The following is a 24057-nucleotide window of genomic DNA, read 5'->3' as shown; positions in this document are numbered from 1 at the left end:
CTCGTTACCAGTCCCGGACGGACTCGAGGCCGGAGACGAGGCTGTCCCGGGCGTCCTTGAGGACGCGGCCTCGGAGCGCTTCGGCCTCGTTCATGACGTGGTCGAGGGCGCCGAAGAGCTCTTCGCGTTCGACCGTCTCGATGAAGCCCGGCCGGAGGTCGGGCGTGTTGAACGCCTCACCGTACGCCCGGCCAATCGCTTCCATGCGCGCCGACAGGGCGTGGGCGTCCGCGGGTTCCTCGGCGAGCACCTGAAGGATCGCCTCCCGTGTCGACTTGTACCGGGCGATGGCCCTCTTGTAGATCGCGGAGCCGATGTGTTCGCGGCCGTCCCAGTCGCGCAAGGGGTTGCTCCGGTTCTCCGCGACCCATTCGGGCTTGCGGGCCCGGAGGATGGACACATAGGTGCCGGCTGGGATCTCGGGTCGCCAGGTGCTGCGCATGGCCGTGGCGTACGCGGCGGGGACGCTGTAGAGGTCCAGAGATTCCAGCTCCGGCACGTGCCGCGGCCGGAGACGGTCCTCTCCCGTCATTCCGAACAGGTCGGCGATCCTGATCCCCCGGAGCGAGCCCAGCCGGTTCAGCTCGCCCGCGCCCGAGAGGTGGCCAAGGCGTCCGTGCAGATGGAGCCGCACGAGACCGGGGAAGCGCTGGACGAGCCGAGCGCAGTCGAGGGAGTCGATGTCCCTGATGGTCAGTTGCGTGATCTCCGGCGTCGGTGCTGCCGGCCGGCCGAGGAGTTCATTGACCGTGTCTCCGGTGTGCTCCGCCTTCCAGTCCGCGACCGGATCCTCCAGGAGGCCGCTGTCCCACCGCCGCTGCCGGGCGAGCTGGTCGCCAAGGTGCCATCCGGAACTCCAGCAGTTCGCCGGCTCGTCGTCGAGGAGGGGCATTGCACCGACGACCTTGTGGCTCCGGGGCAGGACCCATTCATGGTTGCAGAAGGAGAGTCCGCCGTTCCAGGAATGGTGGGTGAGCCGGAGCGGGGCGACCTCGCCGAGGTCGGCCACGGCGGACGGCTCGGGGCCGGACCAGTCCAACTCCAGCACGGCCGCCGTCTGTGAATCGGCGTCGAGCCGGACTATCTGCGCGACCGTCCACTCCCCGAGCTCGCCCGAATGAGCGGCCACCACGTCGCCGACCGTGAGCGGTCTCGGGGGTGCGGTCTGCTTCCGGATCGACATGGCCCGATCGTAGTGCGCGGCCGGCCGCGCACCACGCGTGCGGTGTCAGGCGTGCTCGGGTTCCACCGGGAGCCACAGTTCGGCGTCGGCCTCGGTCTTCTCCGGCGACAGCCGGGTGCGCAGGATCTCGGGGCCGGTGCGGCTGCGGTACGGGTTGGACGGGAACCACTCGGTGAAGACGTCCCGCCACAGTTCCTGGATGGCCTGCGGCACGGGCCCGGAGGCGGTGAAGACCGCCCAGGTGCCGGCCGGCACGGCCAACGTCGTCGTGCCCTCGGGAGCGGTCATGGAGGTGATCACGCCGTGGTGGTAGTCGAGTTCGGTGCCCTCGGCGCGGCTGGGGTCGAGGTCGTCGCAGACCGCGACGATGCCGTGCGGCTCCTGGTCCGACAACTTCTCCAGGCGCTCCAGGACCTGCGGGTCGATCCCGCGGACGAAGTCGATGATCGCCTGGTTCGGCCCCGAGTGCACCAGCGGCACCCGGGTCCTGAGTCCGACGACGGCGAAGTCCGCCTTGTCCACAACGCGGTATCGCATGCTGCTGCTCCCTTCGACGGTGAGACGGAAGGCCATCCGGGACTGGGAGCTGAGCACGGCTCCGGTACGCCGGGCCTCGCCCGGTCCGACGCCGTGCATGGCACGGAACGCCCGTGCGAACGCCTCGCCGGAGCCGTAGCCGTAGCGCACGGCGATCGCCAGCAGCGTCTCGCGCCCGGCGAGTACCTCGGCGCCGGCAAGGGTGAGCCGGCGGCGCCGGATGTACTCCGACAGCGGCATGCCCGCGAGCGCGGAGAACATCCGGCGCAGGTGGTACTCCGAGGTGGCCGCGACGCGTGCCAGCTCCTCCACCTCGACGTCCTGGTCGAGACGGCGCTCGATGCGCTCCATGGCCTGGTTCAGCCGCTCCAGCATTCCCGGGTTCCTCCCTCTTGACGACCACCACGCTAGGCGGCGCCCACCGCGCCGGACCCGACATCCTGTGCCCGACCGAGTCGGGTGCGCGAGGCAGCCCGGACTTGCCGCGGGGCAGCCGCGCCGAGGCAAGGCGGCACGGTGCCGGTTCACCCGCTGACGCACCCGGAGCCCCCGCGGGCCGCCGGAACGCCGGGACGCGGGCTGAGGAACGCGCCGGGGAGGAGGCCCCTGCCGTCGACGGCCCGGTTCCGGGACCGCCTCCGACCTGCTCCGAAAGCCCTCAGCCCTGAGCGACCCCGCCGCAACCACCGGCGCGGGTTCTTCGGCCAGAGGCCGGTGCACGTGCAGGGAGATCCACGGGTCCCACCGGCATGCGCCCCGGACCTCGCAGCGGCATCCTGTTTCTGTAACCGCTGCCCTCCACGAGGGGCGATGACATGCAGATGCGCTGGGAGATCAAGCCCGTCGCCTATGCGGGCCAGCAGGTGCACGACGTCGAGGCGGCAGTCCAGACCCTCTACACGTGTGCCGACCGCGCCCGCGAGCGGGCGCCGGACGAGACGGGCGGCCTGGCAGAGTCCGTCACCGCCATGGCCGCACGCCTTCTGACCGACGGCGCCCGCACGGTGCACCAGGGCTTTTCGTGGGCTGCCACCGAGGGTTCGGTCTACGTCGCGCTCACCCCGTAGGACCTGGCGATGCGTGAGGTCCGGCCGAGCTGAGCGTGGTTGACGTCGGGAAAACCGGGTCCTGCGTCAGCGGACGCGGCGGGGCCGGCGACCGGCTTCCGCGGGAGGGAGCGGCCCACGCGGGCGGTCCTCGGCGGCCGGCGGCTTTGTCGGGCCGAAGCTCACCCGTGCGTCACCGGTCGTACTGGTCGGTGTACTGCGGTCCGTTCGACTCGGCCTTGCATCCCTCACCGCTGGCGGGCATGCCATGGGAGAGCACGAGAGCGTAGGACTGCGGGACGAAATCGCATCCCTTGCCGGACCACTGGGTCGCGAGGAACGACCAGCCGACGGCCGCGGCGGCAAGCGTGTACTTGGTCTTGGCGTTCATGCGAATGACCGTGCCTCGGTCGGGTCGGGCAATGGTGACCCGACTGGGGATTTACGTGTAAGTATGACCGGATTGTGATCATATGCGCGACTCGACTTCGAGTCCCGGAGCCGTCACCGCAGGTAAAACCGCATGGCAGTACCGCCGACACCTCCATTGCCCCCCGCCACGGAGGTCGAGCGAGCCGCGCACGTAAATACGAGGACGCCGCGTCCGCTCCGAGGGTCCGGATCACCCAGGCGGCGAGGTACCGCGACACCGGAGCCGTCACGGCAGCCGCGGGGGCCCGACGCCAGGGAGGGCGATCTCGGCCCAGATCGTCTTGCCGTCAGGCCGTTGCCTGGTGCCCCAGCGCTCGGCGAGCTGCGCCACGATGAACAGCCCGCGGCCGCCCTCGTCGAGCATCCGGGCGCGCCGCAGGTGGGGAGCGGTGTTACTGGCGTCGGACACCTCGCAGATCAAGGTGTCCTCACGGATGAGCCGCAGCTGCACCGGGCCCGCGCCGTAACGGATGGCGTTGGTGACCAGCTCGCTGATGACCAGCTCCGTGGTGAACGCCAGCTCTGCCAGGTCCCAGCCCTCAAGACGGGAGGAGGCGAGGCCGCGTGCCCGGGCGACCTCGGCGAGGTCCACCGTGAGGTTCCACGCGGCGGCATGGGTGCCGTCGAGCTGCTGCGTACGGGCGATGACGAGGGCGACGTCGTCCCGGGAGCCTTGGCCGACCACCGTGCGCAGGACGTGGTCGCACATGTCCTCCAGCGCGGGAATCGGCTCGGACAGCGCCTTCTGGAGATGCTTGAGCCCCTCGTCGAGGCTGTGTCCGGGGGATTCGATGAGCCCGTCGGTGTACAGGGCGAGGCGGGTGCCTTCCGGCAGTTCCAGTTCGGTCGCCTCGAAGGGGAGCCCGCCCACGCCCAGGGGAGGGCCGGCGGGAATGTCGAGGTATTCGACGTCCGAACCGGGGCGTATGACCGCGGGCGGCGGGTGGCCGGCCCGGGCCGCCGTGCAGAGGCGCGTGACCGGGTCGTAGATCATGTACAGGCAGGTCGCCACGATCTCACCGACGGCAGGTCCGACGTCACGGCACGCATCCTTGATGTCGCCGAAGTCCCGGTGCCGGGTGACGACGTCGTCGAGGTGGGTGAGCAGTTCGTCGGGCGGCAGGTCGATGTCGGCGAGCGTTCGTACGGCGGCGCGCAGCCGGCCCATGGTCGCCGAGGCGTGAACGCCGTGGCCGACCACGTCGCCCACCACGAGGGCGACCCGGGCCCCCGAGAGCGGGATGACGTCGTACCAGTCGCCGCCCACTCCCGCGTACGGGCCGGCGGGGAGATAGCGCGTCGCCGCATCCACCGCCGGCTGCCGCGCCGCGGTCGGTGGCAGGAGGCTCCGCTGCAGCGCCAGTGACGTGTTGTGCTCACGGGTGTAGTGGCGGGCGTTGTCCACGCACACCGCGGCCCGGTTCCCGACCTCCTGCGCCAGGAGCAGGTCGTCGGCGTCGAAGGGATCCCGGCCCGGGAAACGTGTGAAGAGTGCGGCGCCCAGCGTCACTCCCCGTGCGCGAAGCGGGATCGCCAGCGCGGAGTGCGCCCCGCTCGTCCCGGCGTCGCCGGAATCGGCGGGCGGGGACGCGGCGGGCTCGGTGATCTCGAGCATCCCGGGTTCGCCCGTGAACAGCCCGAGGGTGGGTTCCGCCCCCTGCCGGTAGGTGACGGAGTCGCCCGGCTTCGCGCCGCCCCGGGATGCGCACGATCCCGCTTCGGCGGTACGGCGCAGGGTGAGGTCGCCCGCCCCGGGCCGCAGTTCCGGTTCACCGCCCTGAAGGACGCTGTCGAAGAGGTCCACGATGGCGTGGTCGGCGAAGCGGTGCACGGCGACCTCGGCCAGTTCCTCGGCGGTTCGAGTCGCGTCGAGGGTGCTTCCGACGCGGCTGCTGGCCTCACTGAGCAGTGCGAGCCGCTCGCGGGCGATCATGAGCCGCCGGAAGCGCATCTCGCCGGCGACGCGGATCCGGCAGACGGCCACGCTGATGACCAGGGCCACGGCCAGTGCCGTGATGATCGTGATCTGGTTGGCGGGTCCCATGTCCCGGAGGAGGACCCCGTAGAGCGCCACGGCGGCGGCCAGATTGAACAGTCCGACGATCATGGTCTGCCGTACCGGCAGCAGAGCGCTGGCCACGACCGGGATCAGGACCGCGTACTCCGCTATGCCCATGACGTGCACGTCGGCGGCCGCCAGGGCCAGTCGCAGGAGCGAGATCAGCACCACGCTGAGAAGCAGGAAGACGAAGCTCCTGCTCGGTCGAACCGGATGCACGCGGTACACCTCCCAGCGGAGAGCGGGACTCGTGACAACCTCCGTCCGCGACTTCCTTGGTAGGCACAACCTTTCCTTTGACGCAAATTCTTGCATTTGGCAATGCTTTGTGCTAGTTCGCTCCCTCACCCTCGTCTGCCGCGGGCGTGGCGCGGCAGGGCGCGCCGGCGCTACGCAGGCGTTGTGTCCACGTCCGGGCGCTCTTACGCCTCTGGACCCCGCGCGCTCGCAGTACCGCGAGTTCCTGATCACCCTGGACGCCCACTACGACGGCGCCCCGGTGTCGTGGTGCCCCTGCATTTACGTCGACAACGACTCCGCCATGGCCCGCGGCTGGATTCAGGGCTTTCCCAAGAAGCTGGGCGCCGTCCATCAGGCCCGTGCCTACGCGGTCGGCGGCCCCGGCACGCCCGTCCTCGGCCGGGGCGGACAGTTCGGCGCCACCGTCTCCGCAGCCGGACAGCACGACAATCCGGCCGTCCATGAACTGGTCATGGCCGTCCTGGGCAACGCCGCCGTCGGCGACGCCTGGGTCGGCACCGCCGACCTCTCGTTCCTCCCCGCCCACGGTGAGGAACTCGCCGACCTGCCCATCCAGCGCATCGGCAAGGGATTCCACTTCGACCTCGCCTACACCGTGACCGACCTCAAGACCCTCGCCGACCACAGCGGCTGACCCGGCACATCCGTCTCGCAACTCCCTCGACGCGGCGGGGCTGCGGCACTTGGGGGCGTCCCGCAGTCGGAGTGGTCACCCGGGCGGCTGCTGAATGTGCACACCTCGCTACGCAGGGCGATTCTTGCTGTGGGTCCGCTGCTGTCTCCGACAGCTCTTCTCTCCTGGTGAGCGGCGTCTGCCGCGGTGGGGGCCCCTTTGCTGGAGGTGACGTGTTGTCCCGAACAGGTGAGGCTCAGGCGCCCATACGGCGCCAAGGCCGTTGGCGGGTGTGGACGGTGGCCGCGAGCGTGGCCTTGATGTCCTGTGCCGTGACGAGTGCGGCCCATGCGGACGGTGGCCGAGTTGACGTTGTTGAACCCGGCGCTCGGAACGGTTCTGCCAACCCGTGCTTCTTCGTCCCCGCCCTTCCCGGATACTGCCCCGGTCATCCCGGCCGTCCTGGGCGCCCCGGTCCGCCCGGGCCTCCCGGCCCGCAGGGTCCCGCCGGGCCGGCCGGGCCGCAGGGCCCGCAGGGCGACACCGGACCCGCAGGGCCGCCGGGGCCGCCGGGATCCGAGCCGGTCCTCGGTCAGTTCCTCTCGACGCAGCTCGTGCACGGCGTGACGTTCACCTGCGCAAGCACCACCACGACCGCGGAGAAGTCACTGTGCAACGGGCCGATGATCAACGGTCTCAACCTCGGACTGCGGTCCGAGACTTTGCAGGCCATCTGCGCGGCCATCACCGGCCATGCCCTCACGGACGCGATCGGGGATCAGCTCGTCCCGACCCCCTGGTTCGTCTGGACCGGCACGGCATGGGCGCTCAGCTCGGACCGTGCTCTGACTCTGACCCTGGTCGGGTGCGCTCGTTGAACAGCTGCACGAGGCCCGGCGCGCCGTGGGCGCGCCGGGCCGCAGCGCATGGGCCGGCACAACCCCCTGAAGTGCATTGACACGTCCTCCGTTTGGCGACCGGCGAGCGAAGCCGCGCGCGGACAGTGCGCGTTCAGGGTGATCCCGGACCCGTCAGGACGTGGGTTCGGGATCCGGGCAGGCGTCAGGGGCCGATCCGCCTTCGGGCTCGACGCCCGGGGCCGTGCCGGTCGCGTGACGGGGGATGACCCGTACGTAGTGGAGAGCGATGGCGAAAGCGCCGGCTGCACACCACGCTCCCCCCACCCATGGATCGGTGGCCGCGCCGGCGCAATCGTCGACGGAGACGGCCCGCAGGCATTCTTCCGGTGTCCCCACCAGCCACCACTGGAACGGCCCGGAGGCGACCATGGCGATCGGCAGGCCGCTCACGAACCCGAAACTGATCGCCTGGGTCACGCGGTCGACGCGAGTTCGCGGTGGGGATTGGGACGGCCTGTAGTAGGCCGCCAGCAGGCTCGTGAGAGCGAGACCGATGCCGACGTCGAGCCAGTCGTACCGGCCGTCGCCCAGGACCAGCGTCATGGCGCCGGCCAGGAGCGCCGTGCCCAGGGCGGCAGGATCCGCGTGCCGCGCGGGTGGTGGCTGTGACATGGCGAGCAGATTAGGCCCTGCGGGCGGACTTCGTGTCACACATGCGCTCAAGGACTCCGAGGCCGCAGGGGCGCGCGGTGCACGCCGTCGAGCGGTCACATTCGGGCCGACCACGTCGTCTGCCTGGCGTGGCGGACCAATGCGCCGGTCGTGCCGACGGCGGCCGTGCGATCGCGGGCCACGCCATGGCGCGGCCGGGACGCCCCCTTGCCTCGTGTCGGCAGCGGTGACCCACGTCACATCGTGTGGGCTATGCCGTCGGAAGGGGTTACCGGGTTCAGGACATCGACGGAGTGCACAGCCTCGTGCGATCCCATAGACCGAAGTGATGGAACGACATGGCCCACATACGCATCGCGCGGACTTTCTGGCCGGTGGCGGCGGCAGCCGGCGTGCTCGCGCTCGCCGGATGCTCCCAGGGAGACGGCGGCTCCGCCGCGCCCGACGGCCCCGGTGACCGCGCGCCGTCCTCGGCGTCCGGGGCACCCGCGGCCGGCGAGGCGGCGATTCCCGAGGGAGTCGACGAGGAGACCAAGCAGATCTACGTGTCGGAGAACGCCACTGCCGCATGCATGCGCAAGAAGGGCTTCACCTACACCCCGCGCGTGGCGGGCCTGGCGACCGCCGCCAGTCCTGTCGACGGGCAGGACTACGCGCTGGCGAAGAAGTACCGGGAGAAGTTCGGCTTCGGCTTCTTCGCGCCGGCCGTCTACCCGGACGACCCCACCGTTGCCGGCAGCAAGGCCCACGAGGCTCAGGACATCAGCCCGGACCGGGCCTACCTCGACGCGTTGTCCCCCGCGCAGCGCAAGGCCTACGACAAGGCGATGGGTTCTGCGAAGCAACTCGCCAGTGGGAAGAAGGTGCTGCTTCCGGGGTGTGTGAAGGAGGGAATCGAGAAGGGCTACGGGCCGGAGAAGTCCCAGGCCCAGCTCGACCGCGAGCGTGCGGCGCACCAGGAGCAGGACCGTGCCGCGAAGCAGGCTCTCAACGGGGACCCCAAGCTGATCACCCTGGCGCAGCGGTTCGCGTCCTGCCTGCGTGACGAGGGCATCGCCGTCACCACGACCCAGCCGACCGCCATCGGGGACATGGTGAAGTTCGCGACCGCGACTCTGACCCCGTCGCGCGGTGTCCGGAACATGGACAAGGAAGAGGGCCGGGCCAAGCTCGCCCAGGAGATCGGGATCGCGCTGAAGGACCTGGAGTGCGGCAAGCAGTTCCGGGCCGCGTACTTCTCCAAGCTGGCCAAGCATCCCTTCTCAGGGATGACCGGATGAGCCGGGGTCTGCCGAGCGGCCCGAAGGGGCGCGGCAAGCAGGTCGGGATGATCGTGGGCGTGGTGGCGCTCGTCGGCGCGGGAGGCTGGGTCGCCGGTACGCAGATGCAGTCGCCGGCCGACGCCGCAGCCTCACGCCGGGCACCAGAGGCGGGTCCGGTCACCGTCGCCGTGGAGCGCCGGAAACTGACCGCGAACGTGATCGCGCAGGGCGGCGTGGAGTTCGGGGCACCGCACGGGGTGTCGCTGTCCGGGTCCGTCGGGACCGCGGGCGGTTCCGGGGACGGCGAGGCGACCCAGCGGGTCACCAGGCTTCCGGAGGCCGGTGCAACGCTGCGCGAGGGCAGTGTGCTGATGCAGGTGAACGGCCGTCCGGTGTTCGTGCTGCGCGGCTCGGTCCCGATGTACCGTTCCCTCGGCCCGAGCAGTTCCGGCGACGACGTCAGGCAGTTGCAGAGCGCGCTGCGCAGGATCGGGCACGATCCGGGGGCCGTCAGCGGGGACTACCGGCAGGGCACCGCGTCGGCGGTCACGCGCTGGTACCAGAGCAAGGGGTTCCAGCCGCAGCGGCCCGGCGTCGCCGACCAGCAGCAGCTCGGCGAGCTGGAAGCCGCCGTCACCGAGGCGCAGATCGCGGCACAGGGCGACGGGGCCGACGGTGGCAAGGGCGGTTCCGGCACGGCGAGCCCGCCGGCCTCCGGCACGGCGAGCCCGCCGGCCTCCGGCGCGGCGTCCGCCCTCGAACAGCGCGCCGCACGGCAGCGACTGGACCGGGCCAACGCGGCGCTCAGCGCGTTCACGGCCGCGTACGGCACCAAGGTCCCGGCGGGCGAGGTCGTCTTCCTGCCCGATCTGCCGGTCCGGGTCGACAAGATCAAGGCGCGCCTCGGTGACACACCGGACGGCGAGGTCGTCACTGTGACGAGCTCCGACGTGGTGGTGCGGGCCGTGGTGCCCGGGGTCGACGGCTCCGTGCTGCGCGAGGGCATGCCGGCACGCATCGAGACGGCGGACGGCACCCGTGTGCGCGGGGTCGTGACGCAGGTCGGCGGAACCGGCACGCGGACGGGCGCCGGAGACGACACAGGGGGTGCCGGCGGAGACGGGAAGGGCGAGGGCGGGACCGAACCCGACGCGGAGACGGACACGGACGCGGATTCGTCCGCCGACCCGTCCGCACCGGTGCAGCTGGTGATCTCCGTGCCCGATCCGGGCCCGCTGAAGAACCAGTCGGGCGGCTCGGCCAAGGTGACCATCGAGGTGGGAGCTTCGAAGGGCGCCGTCCTCGTGGTGCCCGTCGCGGCGGTGCACACCAGCGCCGACGGCAAGGCCCGGGTACGGGTGCAGCGCGACGGCGAGGTCGTGAACGTGTCCGTCACCGTGGGGCTCTCCGCCGCCGGGCAGGTCGAGGTGAGGGCGGACGGCGGTTCGCTGCACGAGGGCGACCAGGTGGTGGTCGGACGGTGAGGCGCAGACCCGTACCGCCCCGCCCGGCCCCTGAGCAGGCGCCGGAGCAGGACACCGTGATCCGGCTCAGCGGCCTTGGCCGGGTGTTCGACACCGACCCTCCGGTGCACGCCCTGCGCGACGTGCACCTGGAGGTGAGGAAGGGGGAGCACCTGTCGATCGTCGGCCCCTCCGGCTCGGGCAAGTCCACGCTGCTCAACACCCTGGGTCTGCTGGACCGGCCCACTTCGGGCAGCTACTGGCTCGACGGCGTCCTCACCAACACCCTCGGCGATCCCGAGCGGACCGCGCTGCGCGGCAGCCGCATCGGGTTCGTCTTCCAGTCCTTCCACCTGCTGCCGTACCGGACCGTGGACGAGAACGTCATGCTCGCCGAGGCCTACCGGACCCCTCGCCCGGGCCGCCCGCGGCGCACCCGCGCCGAGCGCGCCCGGGCCGCCCTGACGCGCGTCGGACTCGGGCACCGCTTCGGCTTCCTGCCGGGCCGCCTGTCCGGCGGCGAACGGCAGCGGGTGGCCATCGCCCGCGCCCTGATGGGCGAGCCGGCGCTGCTGCTGTGCGACGAACCGACGGGCAACCTCGACAGTGAGAACACCGAATCCGTGCTGGCGCTCTTCGACGAACTGCAGGCTCAGGGAATGACGTTGCTCGTGATCACGCACGACGACGCCGTCAGCGGCCGCGCGAGCAGGCGGGTGCGGATCAGCGACGGCCGGCTCAGTCAGGAGAGCGCATGACCGCCGGCACCCGCCGCGCCGGTCGCGCACGCCCGGCGGAAGGGGCGGCACCGTCCGCACCGCGGCGCGGCGAACGACGCCGTCCGCGCCGGGCCCGCCGCACCGACGGGCACGAGCGCCCGAGGATGGATCCGCGGGACCTGTGGTCGGAGTCGCTGGCCGGGGTGCTCGCCCGCCCGGTGCGTTCCGCCTTGACGACCCTGGGCACGGTGCTGGGCATCGGCACGCTGGTCATCACGATCGGCGTGGCGTCGACGGCGGCGAACCAGATCGTCGGCCGCTTCGACGCCCTCACCGCCACCTCGGTGACCGTCGCCGTGCCCGCGCCCGCGCCGGGATCCACCGATCCCGCGCTGGTGGAGTGGTCCGGTGTCGACGCCGTCGAGCGGCTCGCGGGAGTGGAGTCCGCCGCCGCGCTGTCCGACTCCGAGGGCAGCGCGAACGTGCAGGTCCGGGCGAACGACGTGGTCGCCCCCGGGGCCCTGACGGAGCAGACGCTGGCGGTCGTCGCGGCCACCCCGGCGCTGCCGGAGGCGGTTCGGGGCGCGATGGCCACCGGCCGGTTCTACGACGCCGGCGACATCGCGCGCCACGACCGGGTCGCCGTCCTCGGCGACGAGGCCGCCCGGCTGCTGGGCATCGACGACGTACGGGACGCTCCCGCGGTCTTCTTCAAGGGACAGTCGTACACGGTGATCGGCGTGCTCGGCGGGTTCCGGCGCGAGCAGCGGCTGTCGGCCTCGGTGATCCTGCCCCCGACGACGGGTGCGGACCGGATGGGCCTGGGGAACGTGACCCGGGTCCTGGTCAACACCTCCCTCGGCGCCGCCCGGCAGGTCGCCCGGCAGGCCCCGATCGCCCTGTCACCCGGGCACGAGGAGGCGCTGACCGTGACGGCGCCACCGGACCTGTCCAAGGCCAGGAAGGGAGTCGAGGGCGATGTCAACGGCCTGTTCCTGGTGCTCGGGTTGGTCTCGCTGGTTGTGGGCGCCATCGGTATCGCCAACGTCACGCTCGTCACCGTCATGGAGCGGACCGGCGAGATCGGGCTGCGGCGCGCCCTCGGCGCGTCCAGGCGTCAGGTGGCCGGGCAGTTCCTGACCGAGTCCACCGCCATCGGGCTTCTCGGCGGCGTCGTCGGCGCGGCCCTCGGCGTGGTGGTCGTCGTCTCCGTGGCGGCGGTGAGGCACTGGACACCGGTGCTGGACCTGAGCCTTGCGCTGGGCGCCCCGGTGACCGGCGCCCTCGTGGGCCTGCTGGCCGGCCTCTACCCCTCGCTGCGCGCCGCCCGCATGGAACCCGTCGATGCCCTGCGAGCGCCTTCTTGAGGACCGCTCGATCGGGAGAGGTGTGGTCCCGCCCCTCGGAAGCCGAGCAGGGCACGCATCCGTTGAAGACCGGTGCAGCGGCAGCAAGCGCAACGAGAACACGATGGCAGGACGACACGGTGAACAGCGCGGACGCGGATTTCGACGAGTTCGTTGCCGCCCGCGGGCAGAGGCTGCTCAAAGTCGCCTGGCTGCTCACAGGTGACGCACACCTGGCGGAGGACCTGCTGCAGACGGTCCTGGCGAAGGTGTGGCCGAAATGGGGGGTCATCGCCGAAGGGAATCCGGAGGCGTACGTGCGCAAGGCCCTGGTCAACACGCAGCTGTCGTGGTGGCAGCGTCGCTGGCGCGGCGAGGTACCCCATGCGCACGACCGCCTGACGGCGCTGGCGGGGTCCGGCGCCGCGGCCGGTGACCCGTTCGCCTCCGTGGACCTGGAGCAGTCCCTGTCGGACGTCGTACGACTGCTGCCACCGCGGCAGCGGGCTGTGATCGTATTGCGCTATTTCGAGGATCTGAGCGTGGAGGAGACCGCACAAGTGCTGGGCTGCAGGCCCGGTACGGTCAGGAGTCATACGTTGAAGGCGCTGGCCATGCTGCGCGCGAAACTGGCGGCTGCTCCGAACCTGGTGGAAAGCGGTGAGCGGCATGCACAACGAGCCTGAGAGGGAGCCGCGCGAGATCGAAGGGGACCTCCCGGTCCTCCTCGAACGCATCCTGCCCCCTCTGGCCCTGCCCTCCGACCGGATGACTCAGGTCAGGCGTCGGATTCAGCGACGCAGGCGGCGCAGGCGGGTGGCCGCGACCGGGTCCGCCCTCGCCGTGGGGTGCGCGGTCGTCGCGACCGTCCTCGGGCCGGTGGCCTTCGGCCCGGTCCACCGTGCCGCACCGGCTGTCTCTCCCACGGCGGGTGAGGGATTCACGCCGGTGCGACTGCAGGCCCCCTTGGAGGGTGTGACCACGTACCTGCCGACGACCTGGCACAGTCTGTCGGTCAGCGACGACCACGGGACCGCGGCCGGGTTCGTGTCGTCGCAGGCGCTGCGTGCGCCGGGAACCGGCACGTGCCCCACGATCACCGGTGCCGTGCTGAGCACGTGCCCCCCGCTGGCCGAGCTGGACATGAACGGCGTGCTGATCACGTTCCTGCAGAGTCACGCGGACGCGGACGACAACGCCGGGTCGCTGGCGCGGGGGATCCCCGTCCCCGCCGACAGGAACTGCCGGGCCATCGGCGGCGACGGCCAGATGACGGGCCGGGTGCCCGGCTCCGTCAAGAACCGGGACATAAAGATCGATGTCTGCCTCAAGGAACCGTCACAGGAGACGCTCCAGATAGTGGCGAAGGTACTGACCCTGCGGTCCCTGACAGAACGCGGATGACCGCCCGGCGCGTGTTGGCGGGACGGGCCCACCGGCCTCACGATCCGGCCTTCGCTTACAAGTACGCGCTGCTCACCGGGGCCCGGGCGGCTTGCTCGGTCCGGAGTCAGCCGGCCTTGTCCGGGTCGAAGCCGTACCGGCGTTCCCGGACGGCCGCCACGACCTCGGCGACCCGGGCGTCGAAGGCGTCGAGTTCCCGCGCCTCGTCCGCGTCGGCGACGAACGGACGCCGGTGGCACAGGACGCCCGCCCGCCAGATCCGTGCGATGGACCGCGACGCGGTGATGTCGGTCAAGGGGTCGCCGGACACGAGTACCAGGTCCGCCCGCAGACCGGGTGCGACGTGCCCGCGGTCGGTGAGGCCGAACTTCCGTGCCGGCGCGGCGGTCGCGGCGTTCAGCGCCTGAGCGGACGTCATGCCGCAGCGGCTCAGCAGTTCCAGCTCCCGGTGCAGACTCGCCCCGAACACGGTGCCCGGGTTCGGGGCGTCGGTGCCGGCCAGGATCGTGACGCCCGCGTCGACCAGGCGGCCGACGTTCTCCTCGGCGCGCGAATAGGGCGGCATTCTCCGTCCGTGCCGCCCTGATGTGCCGGACGTCAGCCGGCGCACCTGTACGTCCCCGAGTGACCCGGCGAGCCGGGGGTCCGCGGCCACGGCGGCCCCGCCCGGTTCACCCAGGACGTTCTCGACGGTCGCCAGCGTCGGGTCGACCGCGATTCCGGCCTCGGCGATCCGCTCGGTCAGGGCGCTGTCCAGTTCGCCGTCCACGGGCACATGCGCGATGACGTCGATGCCCGCGGACACGACCTCGCGCACCCCGGACACGGAGTTGACGTGCGCGACGACCACGAGTCCGCGACCATGCGCGGCCCTGGTCAACGCGGTGATCGTGGCCGGGTCCAAGGACGGCGCCGCCCACGGACCCGCCGTGCCCGAGGGGCCGAAGATCTTCACGTGGTCGGAGCCTTCGGCGACCCGGTCCGCGACGAACTGCTCGGCCTGCTCCGGGCCGGTCAAGGTCGGGAACGGGGCGTACATCGCCGAGGGATGCCCGCCCGGCGCCGTGGCACCCACCCCCGCGGAACGCACGTCGGCCACGTCCGGCCGGGCACCGGCCTGCCGCTTGGCCACGGCCATCACGTCGGGCGGGCTGAACATGTCCAGCGCAGTGGTCACACCGAAGGTGAGCTCCTGCTGCAGGGCGCCCGGCATCAGGTGCATGTGCGAGTCGATCAGCCCCGGCAGGATGGTGCCGCCTGCCGCGTCGACCACCTCGTCGCCGTCGCGGGAAGTGGGACCGGTGGCGCAGTCGGTGATGATGCCGTCGGCGAACCGGACCGACGTCCAGTCCCGCAGCCGCGTGCCGTCGAAGACCCGCGCGTTGACGATCGCCGTTGCTTCGGGCACGAGGCCCCTCCCGAACGATTGCGCTTGATGACCGGGTGCCGGACGCCGCAGCGTCCCGCCACGTCAGGTTAGCCCGCCCCCGGCGGCAGGAAGGCCGGCCCTCCTCCACGGCACCGCGACGCACATTGCCGCCTGTCGGCACCACGCGCAGCGCGCCGGTACAGGCCGCGACCTGCGGCGGGAATCAAACACGGCCCCATGACGCTGCCCACTGGGTGAAGAAGATCGGATTCCTCTCCTTCGGTCACTGGTCCGCCAGTGAGCATTCCCGGGCCAGGTCGGCCGCTGACGTCCTGCACCAGTCGATCGACCTCGCGGTCGCCGCCGAGGAGCTCGGCGTGGACGGTGCGTACTTCCGGGTGCACCACTTCGCCCGGCAGGCGGCCAGCCCGTTCCCGCTGCTCGCGGCGATCGGTGCGCGGACCTCGAAGATCGAGATCGGCACCGGCGTGATCGACATGCGCTACGAGAACCCGCTGTACATGGCCGAGGACGCGGGCGCCGCCGACCTCATCTCGGCCGGTCGGCTGCAACTGGGCATCAGCCGCGGCTCACCGGAACAGGTGATCGACGGTTGGCGCCTGTTCGGCCACGACCCCGCTCCGGGCGAGACGGACGCCGACATGGCCCGCCGCCACACCGAGGCGTTCCTCACCGTCCTCGGCGGCGAGGGCTTCGCCACCCCCAACCCGCGGCCGATGTTCCCCAACCCGCCCGGGCTGCTGCGGATCGAACCGCACTCCGAGGGTCTGCGCGACCGGATCTGGTGGGGCTCCGCGTCGAACGCCACCGCCGTCTGGGCCGCCGGGCTGGGGATGAACCTGCAGAGCTCGACGCTGAAGAACGACGAGACGGGCGAACCGCTGCACGTCCAGCAGCGCAAGCAGATCGAGGCCTACCGCGAGGCCTACAGGAAGGCGGGCCACTCCCGGGAGCCCCGGGTGTCGGTGAGCCGCAGCATCTTCGCCCTGACCAATGACCTCGACCGGGCCTACTTCGGCCGCGACCGCAACTCCCGGGACCAGGTCGGCATGCTCGACGACACGACCCGGGCCGTCTTCGGGCGCTCCTACGCCGCGGAGCCGGAGGAGCTGGTGAAGCTGCTGCGGGACGACGAGGCGATCCAGGCGGCGGACACCCTGCTGCTGACCATCCCGAACCAGCTCGGGGTCGACTACAACGCGCATGTCCTGGACAGCATCCTCACCCATGTGGCACCGGAACTCGGCTGGCGCTGAGGAGCGGCCGACGGACTCCTCTCGATCACCGGCGGGGAGCGCCTGCAGCTCGATCCTCGACAGGAAGCAGGACGCCTGCTCGAGGCCGGGCCGCCCCTCGGCCACCGCCGGGTCGAGCATCGCGATCGCGCCGGGACCCGGATCACGCGCCGGGACCCGGCAGGTCGTGGCCGGGCAGGCGGACCCCCGTGAGCCGGCCGTACCCGTTCTCCAAGGGCCCGCTCACCGGCCGCAGCACCTCCGCGGCGATGCCGAACAGGCCCCCGAGGACCGCCTCGGTGACGGCGACCGCGGCCACGCTCTCACGGTTGGAGACCCCGCGTTCGGCGACCCGGTAGCTCCCGTCCGCGGTCACCTCCATGGCCTGGCCCCACAGGGCGCCGGACGTCGTGCGGTGCGCCCGGCGCAGGATGCCCGCGGCGAGGTCCGGGCGGCCCAGGCGGCACAGGCCGTACGCGGTCGCGCCCGGCCAGGCGGCGAAGGCGCCGGCCGCGCCGTGGTCGGGGCGGTCGGAGAACGGGGCGACGGGGTCGCGCGGATCCAGGGCGCGCATCCAGTCGCCGTCGAGCAGCCGCCGGGTGACGAAGCCGGCCATCTCCTCGCGGTGCGCGGGGGTGAGGTCCTCGGTCATGTCCGCGGCGACCAGGACGAAGTCCAGGCAGTGCCCGATGACGTCCGTCCCGTCGGGGTGACCGATGCGCCAGCGCCCGCCGCCCGCGTACCGGCCGAGCACCGCGCGGGCCAGTTCCGCGCCCTCCGCCTCGGCCTCCGCGGCCTCGGCCGCACCGCTGTCATCGCCCAGCGACCGCAGCAGCGCGCCGAGTGAGCGCAGCATGCCGGCGTACCCGGCGTTGAAGGAGACCACGGCGTCCCGGTAGTTCGGCACGCACTCCAGCAACTCCCACGCGTCGGAGCCCAGGTCGGCCAGGACGCCGTCCGCGTAGCGCGCACGCCGCTCGCGCGGCCGGAAGGCCATCGCGCGCAGGTGGTCCAGCACGCTGCGGTCGCCGGCGCGCTCGGCCAGGAGGCCGGTGTCCCCGGTGACGGTGACGTACGCGCTGACCGTCCGGAAGAGGGCGTGGTCGTTGGCCGCGTAGTGGTTCCCCACCGGGAGCAGGTTGTACGTGTCGAAGGAGTGGCAGTGGTCGTAGGGCTGCGCGAGGGCGGCCAGCAGCCAGGCGCGCATGCCGCAGGGCTCCAGCATCGCGGCGGTGCGGGCGAACTCGGACTGGTCCCAGAAGAAGGTCGTGGTGGGTCCCAGGCGCGGCCCCCCGGTGAGGAAGACCGGGCCGGTGCGGGAGACACGGGTGTTGCGCATGTACACCGCGAGGAGCGCGCCCAGGTAGTAGGTGCGCGCGAGGTCCGCGTCGTCGGTGTGGAGCGTGGGCAGGTGGCCGGAGAACTCCGGGTTGCCGGGGGTGAAGGCGTGCCGCCAGGTGGCCCGCCACCGCTCGGCGACACCGGCGAACTGCGCCCCGAAGCCGCGCGCGGCCGTGCGGGCGGCGCTTCGGGTCTCCTCCCGCGACGAGCCGATGTCGAGGACGAATGCGAGTGCGCGCGCCTCTCCCGGCCCGAGACGGACGTCCCAGCGTGCCAGGCCGCGGGCGCCGCTCGCGGTCAGCGCGTCGGGCGGCTCGGCGAAGGCGTAAGCGGACCGCGCCGGGCTGCGGGAGTCGGTGACGCACAAGGCGTCGTCCTCCACGCGGGCCGTCCACCGCCGGCCCTCCCACCAGGGCCGGGTGCGGACCTGCTCCGTGCCGTCGACGTCCAGACGGGCGCCGTCGTCGCTGAGCCGGAGTTCGACCCGGTGCCACTGCCCGGTGGTCAACGGCGCTGTGCTGAGGGCCCGTTCGCCGCCGATGCGCAGGAAGAGGCGGCCCGCGTCGAGCCCGATCGTCGCGGAGTCGGGGTGGTTGCCGTGCGTGATCACGACGCCGTGGGCGGCGCCCTGGTCGACGCGCACCCGCAGGGCCAGGACGTCCCCGGCACCGAGGGCGGCGGCACCGACGCGCAGGTCGGTACCGGGACGTACGGTCCAGGCGGCCCCCTTCCCGCCGACCGCGGTGACCGTGCCGTCAGGCCGCCGCACCTCCAGCCGGTCCACCAGGCACGGGGCGCCGGGCTCGCGCACGCGGCCGGCGTCCGGGGCGGAGTGGTCGGGCAGTTCGGACTCCAGGAGCATGGGCGCCGCGTCCTCGTCCCGCTGGATGCCGGGGACGCGCGGCGAGCCGACGCGCAGCCACCGCTCGCCGTGGGGCAGGGTCTGCACCTGTCGCGGCCGCTCGGCCAGGACCTCGGCCCGCAGGCGTTCGGTGGCGTAGAAGTCGTGGTGGTGGCCGTGGTTCCACGGAGTGCCGTACAGCCAGCCCCAGTCCGTCTCGTGGTGCGCGAACATCGCCAGGAGTTCCTGCTCGACGCGGGCGTGCACGGGCCCGGCGGAGGTGTTGCGCAGGGTCACCCGCCACAGCAGCCGGCTGTGCCCGTAGCCCATCCGTACGTCGGTGTGCACCGTCAACGTGTCCAGGGCGGCGCCGCGTTCGACACCCCACGGGGACCAGCGCAGCCGTTCGGCGGCGAGCGGCGTGCCGTCGATGCGCAGCACGCCCGTGTGGTAGCCGCCGCTGTACGGCGGGAAGGCGAGCCACGACAACGAGGTCAGGTCCGCGTTCACGTGCCCCTGCCCCCACTGGTTGCGCAGGCTCGGCAGGTGCGCGAGGCGGTCGGCGGGCATCCAGTCGCCCGCCAGTTCGTCCAGGGCGGGTATGCCCGCGGCGGCTTCGCCGGGGCCGGGGCCGGGGCCGGGGCCTGCGGCCTGGGCGGGCGCGGCCGTCCGCGGCGTCGCGCTCACTTGGTCGATCCCGCCGTGAGCCCGGCCGCGAACTGCTTCTGCATCAGCAGGTATCCGGCCACCGGGATGATCCCGGCGAGGAACATGATGCCGAACAGCTGGCCGTAATCCATCTGGTACTGCCCCACGGAGAGATAGAGACCGGTGGTGATGGTCTGGCCCTGCAGCGGGCCGAGGATGAACTGCGGGTTGAGGAAGTCGTTCCAGATCCACAGCGACAGGAAGATGGCCACGGTGGCGGTGGCCGGCCGCACCAGCGGCATGATGATCGTCCACCAGATCCGCAGTCCTCCGGCGCCGTCCAGCCGCGCGGCCTCCACGACCTCGTCCGGCACCGCGCGCATGAAGCCGACGTAGACGAAGACCGCGAAGGAGAAGTAGCCGCCGCCGAGGTTCGACAGAACGAGCCCGGGATACGAGTGGTCCAGGCCGAGGAAGGTCAGGATCCGGATGGTCGGCAACAGCACGACCTGCGGCGGGATCATCAGCCCGGCCGCGAGGACCGCCAGGATCACGGCCCGCGGCCGGGTCCGCCGGCGCGAGATCCAGAAGCTGAACGCCGAGCCGAGCGGGATCAGCAGCAGTACGGAACAGGCCACGACGATCAGCGAGTTGCGCAGTCCGAGCTGGATGAGCTGGTCCGGCCGGCCGAGCGCGGTGGCGAGGTTGCCGAGCGTGGGGTGGACCGGAGGCGCCGCGGGGTTGGCGACGATGGCGTCCTCGGTCTTGAAGGCGTTGACGATCGTCAGGTAGATGGGACTGACGAAGAGCAGCACCACGACCACCGCGGCGGTCAGCCGGAACGGGGAACGCGGTGAGCGGTACCTCCCGGACCGGCCGGGGGCTGCCGCCGGCCGCTCCGGCCGCGACGGGCGGCCGGTCGCGGGGCGGGCGGGGGCGTGCTGGACGGTCATAGGTCGACCTCTCGGCGGCGCAGGACGCTCGTGACGGACAGCGCGATGACCGCGGACAGCACCAGCAGGAACATGGCGACGGCCGAGGCGTAGCCGAACCGGTTCGTGGTGAACGCCGTCTTCACGATGTACTGCGCGGTGGACTGGGTGGCGTTGGCGGGTCCGCCGGAGGTGAGGACCTGGATGACGTCGTAGAGCTTGAGCACGGTGATCAGCGAGATGGTCACGCTGATCGTCGTCGCCGGGGCGACCATCCGCAGCGTGATCATCCGGAACCGCTGCGACGCGTTGGCACCGTCGATCGACCCCGCGTCGTACAGCTCCTGCGGGATGTTCTGCAGGGCCGCGAGGTAGACCACGGTGGTGAAGCCGGAGAGCACCCAGGCGACCACCACGCCCACCGACAGCTGCGCCAGATGCGGGTTGCCGAGCCAGTCCACCGGCTGGTCCGTCAGGTGGAGCCTCGTCAGCGTCTCGTTGAGCAGGCCGTTCTGCGTGAAGATCGCCTTCCAGACGAAGCCGGTGATCACTCCGGAGACCACCTGCGGCAGGAATGCGACGGTGCGCAGCACCCGGTAGGTGAGCCGGGTCCGGTTGAGCAGCATGGCGAGCAGCAGGCCGGCGACGTTGGCCACGGCCGTCACCCCGACGGCCAGTGCCAGGGTGAACAGGACGCTGGCACGCAGCTGCGGGTCGTGCAGCATCTCCGTGTAGTTGGCGACCCCGATCCAATTGCTGCCGGACTTCAGCGGGTTCTCGTCGGTGAAGCTGCTGCGCAGGCTCATGAGGACCGGGACGATGATGAACACCGTGTACAGCAGCAGGCCGGACGCGGCGATCAGACGGAGCCCGAGGTCCCGCGAGGCGTCGCGGAACCACGTCGACAGCGGTCTCACCCGCCTCCTCCTTTCATGGGTGTTGCCGATGGCCGGGCCGCTCACTTCGTCGCGGAGTCCCACGCCTGGTCGAGCTTGGCCATCTCGCCCTTGACGTCGTCGGTGTTGAACAGGGCCTGGGCGGCGGCGTAGAACTCGTTGTTCAGCGAGCCCGGCAGCGCGTCGTCGTTGGTGGCCCAGCCGACCGAGCTGACCTTGGTGTTGTCCTTGGTCACGAAGGCGTACGAGTCGGTGAAGGCGGGGCTGACGCTGACGCCGTAGTCGTCGAGGGTCTTGTCCTTGAGCATGGGGAAGGCCCCGTCGCCCTCGATGAGGGCCTTGAGGTTGCCCGCGTCGAGCGACCACGCCTTGGCGAAGGCCATGGCGCCCTTGGGGTCCTTGGCCTTGGTGCTGATCGCCATCGAGCCGCCCACCGCGAAGGGCACGACGACCGACCCGTCGTCGGTCGGCCAGGGGAAGACGCCGATGGTGTCCCACTGGTCCTTGGGGATCGAGCCGAGGTACCAGCTGCCCATGGGGTACATGGCGGCCTTGCCGGCGTTGAAGTCCTTGATGGAGTCGGCGTAGCTGACGTTGAGCGCGCCCTTCTCGAAGTAGCCCTTCTCCACCAGCGTGCGCATCTTCGCCGCGGCGGCCACCACGTCGGAGTCGGTGAACTTCACCTTGCCCTCGTGGCGCTGCCGGATCCAGTCCGGGTTCTTGCCCAGCACGTCCGCGCTGAGCGCGCCGGTGAGCGGCATCCCCGCGGCGAACGGGTCGTTGCCGCCCAGCTCGATGGGGGTGACGCCGGACGACTTCAGCTTCTCCGACACCGCGAGGAACTGCTTCCAGGTGGTCGGCGGAGTCACCCCGGCCTTCTGGAAGAGCTCCTTGTTGTAGAAGACCAGCGGGATGATCTGGGAGTTGGTCGGCGGGATGTAGACCTTGCCCTTGATGGCGTTGCCCTGCGGCAGCAGGAAGTTCCGGTCGATCCACGACTGCTCGTACGGCGTGAGCAGGCCGGCCTCGGTGTACTGCGCGGGGGTGATGGACTGCAGCAGGTCCGGGAACTGGCCGGAGGCCTGGAGTTGCTTGGCGTAGGAGTCCCGGTCGGTGCTGGGCGCCACCACCTGCCTGATGGTCACCCCCGGCGCGGCCTTCTGCGCCCTGGCGATCGAGTCCTTCCAGAACGCGGGTGTGAGGGAAGGGGTGTTGAACGTCAGATACGTGAGGGCGTTGCCGCCGGCCCCGCCGGAGGCGGTGGAGGAGCAGGCGGCGAGCAGGGAGAGTCCGGCGGCTGCGAGGAGAGCGGTGCTGCGCCTGCCGACGGCCGTTCTTCTGGGCATGGCGGGTCCCTTTCCGGGTGTGGAGTTGTCGGGAGACGGCTACCTGGACCTCCGGAAGCGGGGCATGCCGCCCGGTGGCGCCCCGCGGCACCTGGCGAACGACCGCATCCCGACAGTGAGATAACGTTGTCTCGCCCAGTACAGTAGGGTGCTCCGACAGCAAGTCAAGTCCTCCGAGGATCACGGACCGGTTCCGGAACGCACCCGGCGGCCCGTGCCACCCGGACGGGGCAACTCCTGTGGCCCCCCGAGGACACAGCGGTCACAGGGAACCGAGAGAGGGGAAGCCACGTGCCCGGTCCTGACGCCGCCGGCAAGAGCGGTCCGCACCACCCCCGCCGCCCCACGATGGTGGACGTGGCCCGCGAGGCCGGCGTGGCACTGCGCACGGTGTCGCGCGTGGTCAACGGTGACACCACGGTCGGCGAGGACTTCGCCGAGCGTGTCCGGTCGGCTGTCGACCGGCTGGGCTACCAACCCGACGAACGGGCCCGGCAGTTGCGCAGCGGCCGCACCGGCGAGATAGGCGCGGCGGTCCGTCACATCGCCGACGCCCATCCGGTGCTGCGGGCGATCGACGAGACCGCCAGGTCCGTCGGTCTCACCGTGGTGGCGATGTCGACCGAGGACGACGAGCAACGCGAGCGGGACGCGGTGATGTCCATGTGCCGGCGCCGCATGGACGGCATCATCATCGAGCCGATCGCCCAGGACCACCACTACCTCCAGCCCGAGATCGACTCGGGCCTGCCCGTGGTCGCCTTCGACCGCCCGGCCGCCGGCCTGGACGTGGACACCGTGCTCTCCGACAACCGGGGCGGCATAGCCCAGGCGTTCTCGCACCTGACCGCCCAGGGCCACCGGCGGATCGGCTACATCGGCGACGACGAGCGGATCCACACCGGGCGCGAACGCGCGACCGCCTTCCGGGACGCCCTGTCCGGGATAGGCCGGCCGCTCGACGGCATGGTGCATCCCGGCCCCGTAGAACCGGCCCGTGTCGCGGCCGCACTGGCCGCCCTGCGCGACCGGCCGGACCCGGCCACCGCCCTGGTCACCGGCAACTTCAACACCACCGTCGCGGTCATCCGGGCGCTCGGCGCCGACTTCGGAGGCATCGCCCTGGTCGGCTTCGACGACTTCGGCCTCGCCGACCTGCTGCGCCCCGGTGTCACGGTCGTCGCCCAGGGCGACGAGGAGATCGGCCGCACCGCGATCGAGCTGCTCACCGCGCGGCGCGCGAACCGGGCGCGCCCGACCCGTACGGTCATCGTGTCCACGCGGCTGATCCCGCGGGGATCGGGCGAGCTGGCGCCCTGAGACGCGGCACAGGCCCTTCACGGGCGCGGCCACGCGCCTCCACGAACGACCGAGACATCGGAGGACAACGTTCTCCGGGCCGGCGCCGCCCACCGGGAACCGCCCGCGGGGCCGTGGCCGGTCCCGCCGGCACGCATCCGGCCCCCATCCGGCGATGTGGGGGGTGCCTCTATGTTCTTCGTCAAGCGAGGTGGGGGGTTCTGGGTTGGTAGAGGGTGCCGTCGCGGAGCATGGCGAACAGCACGCTGGTG

21 protein-coding genes are annotated in these 24057 nt (G+C 71.6%); 11 read left to right on the top strand and 10 right to left on the bottom strand.

Annotated elements, in window-relative coordinates; all coding sequences use genetic code 11:
* Positions 1-4: 4 nt before the first annotated feature.
* Positions 5-1183: a hypothetical protein gene (locus ACFW3D_RS37100; protein WP_500512184.1), complete on the bottom strand. Its 1179-nt coding sequence runs from the start codon at positions 1181-1183 to the stop codon at positions 5-7.
* A gap of 45 nt (positions 1184-1228) precedes the next feature.
* Complete coding sequence (locus tag ACFW3D_RS37095) at positions 1229-2095, bottom strand: AraC family transcriptional regulator (protein ID WP_500512182.1); 867 nt, start codon at positions 2093-2095, stop codon at positions 1229-1231.
* 440 nt (positions 2096-2535) lie between these two features.
* Here ACFW3D_RS37095 and ACFW3D_RS37090 point away from each other — a divergent pair, with 440 nt between their 5' ends.
* The gene (locus tag ACFW3D_RS37090) at positions 2536-2787 is read left to right on the top strand and encodes a hypothetical protein (RefSeq protein ID WP_500512180.1); all 252 of its coding nucleotides are present in this window, start codon (positions 2536-2538) and stop codon (positions 2785-2787) included.
* A 172-nt stretch (positions 2788-2959) separates the two neighbouring features.
* Here ACFW3D_RS37090 and ACFW3D_RS37085 read toward each other — a convergent pair whose 3' ends face one another.
* Both ACFW3D_RS37085 and ACFW3D_RS37080 read right to left on the bottom strand, forming a co-directional pair.
* Positions 2960-3157, bottom strand: a complete 198-nt coding sequence (locus tag ACFW3D_RS37085) for a hypothetical protein (RefSeq protein WP_500512178.1) — start codon at positions 3155-3157, stop codon at positions 2960-2962.
* A gap of 267 nt (positions 3158-3424) precedes the next feature.
* Positions 3425-5476, bottom strand: coding sequence for an ATP-binding SpoIIE family protein phosphatase (locus ACFW3D_RS37080; protein ID WP_500512176.1), 2052 nt, complete (start codon positions 5474-5476; stop codon positions 3425-3427).
* 181 nt (positions 5477-5657) lie between these two features.
* Between ACFW3D_RS37080 and ACFW3D_RS37075 the strand changes: the two genes are divergently transcribed.
* Both ACFW3D_RS37075 and ACFW3D_RS37070 read left to right on the top strand, forming a co-directional pair.
* A complete protein-coding gene (locus ACFW3D_RS37075) occupies positions 5658-6152 on the top strand; it encodes an acetoacetate decarboxylase family protein (protein WP_500512174.1) in 495 nt (164 codons plus the stop codon).
* A 602-nt stretch (positions 6153-6754) separates the two neighbouring features.
* The gene (locus ACFW3D_RS37070; RefSeq protein WP_500512172.1) at positions 6755-7009 is read left to right on the top strand and encodes a hypothetical protein; all 255 of its coding nucleotides are present in this window, start codon (positions 6755-6757) and stop codon (positions 7007-7009) included.
* A 153-nt stretch (positions 7010-7162) separates the two neighbouring features.
* Here ACFW3D_RS37070 and ACFW3D_RS37065 read toward each other — a convergent pair whose 3' ends face one another.
* Complete coding sequence (locus ACFW3D_RS37065) at positions 7163-7663, bottom strand: hypothetical protein (protein WP_500512170.1); 501 nt, start codon at positions 7661-7663, stop codon at positions 7163-7165.
* A 338-nt stretch (positions 7664-8001) separates the two neighbouring features.
* On the opposite strand from ACFW3D_RS37065, the gene ACFW3D_RS37060 reads away from it, so the two are divergent.
* From ACFW3D_RS37060 to ACFW3D_RS37035, 6 genes are all read left to right on the top strand, one after another.
* Positions 8002-8943: a hypothetical protein gene (locus ACFW3D_RS37060; protein WP_500512168.1), complete on the top strand. Its 942-nt coding sequence runs from the start codon at positions 8002-8004 to the stop codon at positions 8941-8943.
* On the top strand, positions 8940-10409 hold the full coding sequence (locus tag ACFW3D_RS37055; RefSeq protein WP_500512166.1) for a peptidoglycan-binding domain-containing protein: 1470 nt from the start codon (positions 8940-8942) through the stop codon (positions 10407-10409). Before ACFW3D_RS37060 ends, ACFW3D_RS37055 begins: the two co-directional genes overlap by 4 nt.
* Positions 10406-11146 (top strand): ABC transporter ATP-binding protein, encoded by a 741-nt coding sequence (locus tag ACFW3D_RS37050; RefSeq protein WP_500512164.1) that lies wholly within the window; start codon positions 10406-10408, stop codon positions 11144-11146. The genes ACFW3D_RS37055 and ACFW3D_RS37050 overlap by 4 nt, the downstream gene beginning before the upstream one ends.
* Positions 11143-12474 (top strand): ABC transporter permease, encoded by a 1332-nt coding sequence (locus ACFW3D_RS37045; protein ID WP_500512162.1) that lies wholly within the window; start codon positions 11143-11145, stop codon positions 12472-12474. The genes ACFW3D_RS37050 and ACFW3D_RS37045 overlap by 4 nt, the downstream gene beginning before the upstream one ends.
* 119 nt (positions 12475-12593) lie before the next feature.
* The gene (locus ACFW3D_RS37040) at positions 12594-13139 is read left to right on the top strand and encodes a SigE family RNA polymerase sigma factor (RefSeq protein ID WP_500512160.1); all 546 of its coding nucleotides are present in this window, start codon (positions 12594-12596) and stop codon (positions 13137-13139) included.
* A complete protein-coding gene (locus ACFW3D_RS37035) occupies positions 13123-13857 on the top strand; it encodes a hypothetical protein (RefSeq protein ID WP_500512158.1) in 735 nt (244 codons plus the stop codon). Before ACFW3D_RS37040 ends, ACFW3D_RS37035 begins: the two co-directional genes overlap by 17 nt.
* A 106-nt stretch (positions 13858-13963) precedes the next feature.
* Here ACFW3D_RS37035 and ACFW3D_RS37030 read toward each other — a convergent pair whose 3' ends face one another.
* A complete protein-coding gene (locus ACFW3D_RS37030) occupies positions 13964-15265 on the bottom strand; it encodes an amidohydrolase family protein (protein WP_500512156.1) in 1302 nt (433 codons plus the stop codon).
* Between the two features lie 215 nt (positions 15266-15480).
* On the opposite strand from ACFW3D_RS37030, the gene ACFW3D_RS37025 reads away from it, so the two are divergent.
* Positions 15481-16503: an LLM class flavin-dependent oxidoreductase gene (locus ACFW3D_RS37025; protein WP_500512154.1), complete on the top strand. Its 1023-nt coding sequence runs from the start codon at positions 15481-15483 to the stop codon at positions 16501-16503.
* A gap of 142 nt (positions 16504-16645) precedes the next feature.
* Here the strand turns inward: ACFW3D_RS37025 and ACFW3D_RS37020 are convergent, their stop codons facing one another.
* Genes ACFW3D_RS37020 through ACFW3D_RS37005 form a run of 4 tightly spaced genes read right to left on the bottom strand, consistent with a single transcriptional unit; the run spans position 16646 to position 22486 of the window.
* Positions 16646-19351 carry a LamG domain-containing protein gene (locus tag ACFW3D_RS37020; RefSeq protein ID WP_500512152.1) on the bottom strand — a complete coding sequence of 902 codons (2706 nt, stop codon included), beginning with the start codon at positions 19349-19351 and terminating at the stop codon, positions 16646-16648.
* The gene (locus tag ACFW3D_RS37015) at positions 19348-20265 is read right to left on the bottom strand and encodes a carbohydrate ABC transporter permease (protein ID WP_500512150.1); all 918 of its coding nucleotides are present in this window, start codon (positions 20263-20265) and stop codon (positions 19348-19350) included. Before ACFW3D_RS37015 ends, ACFW3D_RS37020 begins: the two co-directional genes overlap by 4 nt.
* Positions 20262-21161, bottom strand: coding sequence for a carbohydrate ABC transporter permease (locus ACFW3D_RS37010; RefSeq protein WP_500512148.1), 900 nt, complete (start codon positions 21159-21161; stop codon positions 20262-20264). Before ACFW3D_RS37010 ends, ACFW3D_RS37015 begins: the two co-directional genes overlap by 4 nt.
* Positions 21162-21202: 41 nt before the next feature.
* Entirely contained in the window at positions 21203-22486 is a 1284-nt protein-coding gene (locus ACFW3D_RS37005) for an ABC transporter substrate-binding protein (protein ID WP_500512146.1), read from the bottom strand.
* A 291-nt stretch (positions 22487-22777) separates the two neighbouring features.
* Between ACFW3D_RS37005 and ACFW3D_RS37000 the strand changes: the two genes are divergently transcribed.
* Positions 22778-23806 (top strand): LacI family DNA-binding transcriptional regulator, encoded by a 1029-nt coding sequence (locus ACFW3D_RS37000; protein ID WP_500512144.1) that lies wholly within the window; start codon positions 22778-22780, stop codon positions 23804-23806.
* The last annotated feature ends 251 nt before the right edge of the window (positions 23807-24057 follow it).

The sequence above is a fragment of the Streptomyces sp. NPDC058864 genome, from assembly GCF_042742985.1.
In the GTDB taxonomy this organism is placed as follows: domain Bacteria; phylum Actinomycetota; class Actinomycetes; order Streptomycetales; family Streptomycetaceae; genus Actinacidiphila.
The sequence above is the reverse complement of the archived record's forward strand: the minus strand, read 5'-3'. Positions and strand labels throughout refer to the sequence as shown.

Excerpts from the sequence above, each read along its gene's own strand:
- ACFW3D_RS37100 (WP_500512184.1), bottom strand. The coding sequence starts at position 1,183 with ATGTCGATCCGGAAGCAGACCGCACCCCCGAGACCGCTCACGGTCGGC.
- ACFW3D_RS37095 (WP_500512182.1), bottom strand. The coding sequence starts at position 2,095 with ATGCTGGAGCGGCTGAACCAGGCCATGGAGCGCATCGAGCGCCGTCTC.
- ACFW3D_RS37090 (WP_500512180.1), top strand. The coding sequence starts at position 2,536 with ATGCAGATGCGCTGGGAGATCAAGCCCGTCGCCTATGCGGGCCAGCAG.
- ACFW3D_RS37085 (WP_500512178.1), bottom strand. The coding sequence starts at position 3,157 with ATGAACGCCAAGACCAAGTACACGCTTGCCGCCGCGGCCGTCGGCTGG.
- ACFW3D_RS37065 (WP_500512170.1), bottom strand. The coding sequence starts at position 7,663 with ATGTCACAGCCACCACCCGCGCGGCACGCGGATCCTGCCGCCCTGGGC.
- ACFW3D_RS37060 (WP_500512168.1), top strand. The coding sequence starts at position 8,002 with ATGGCCCACATACGCATCGCGCGGACTTTCTGGCCGGTGGCGGCGGCA.
- ACFW3D_RS37055 (WP_500512166.1), top strand. The coding sequence starts at position 8,940 with ATGAGCCGGGGTCTGCCGAGCGGCCCGAAGGGGCGCGGCAAGCAGGTC.
- ACFW3D_RS37045 (WP_500512162.1), top strand. The coding sequence starts at position 11,143 with ATGACCGCCGGCACCCGCCGCGCCGGTCGCGCACGCCCGGCGGAAGGG.
- ACFW3D_RS37035 (WP_500512158.1), top strand. The coding sequence starts at position 13,123 with ATGCACAACGAGCCTGAGAGGGAGCCGCGCGAGATCGAAGGGGACCTC.
- ACFW3D_RS37015 (WP_500512150.1), bottom strand. The coding sequence starts at position 20,265 with ATGACCGTCCAGCACGCCCCCGCCCGCCCCGCGACCGGCCGCCCGTCG.
- ACFW3D_RS37005 (WP_500512146.1), bottom strand. The coding sequence starts at position 22,486 with ATGCCCAGAAGAACGGCCGTCGGCAGGCGCAGCACCGCTCTCCTCGCA.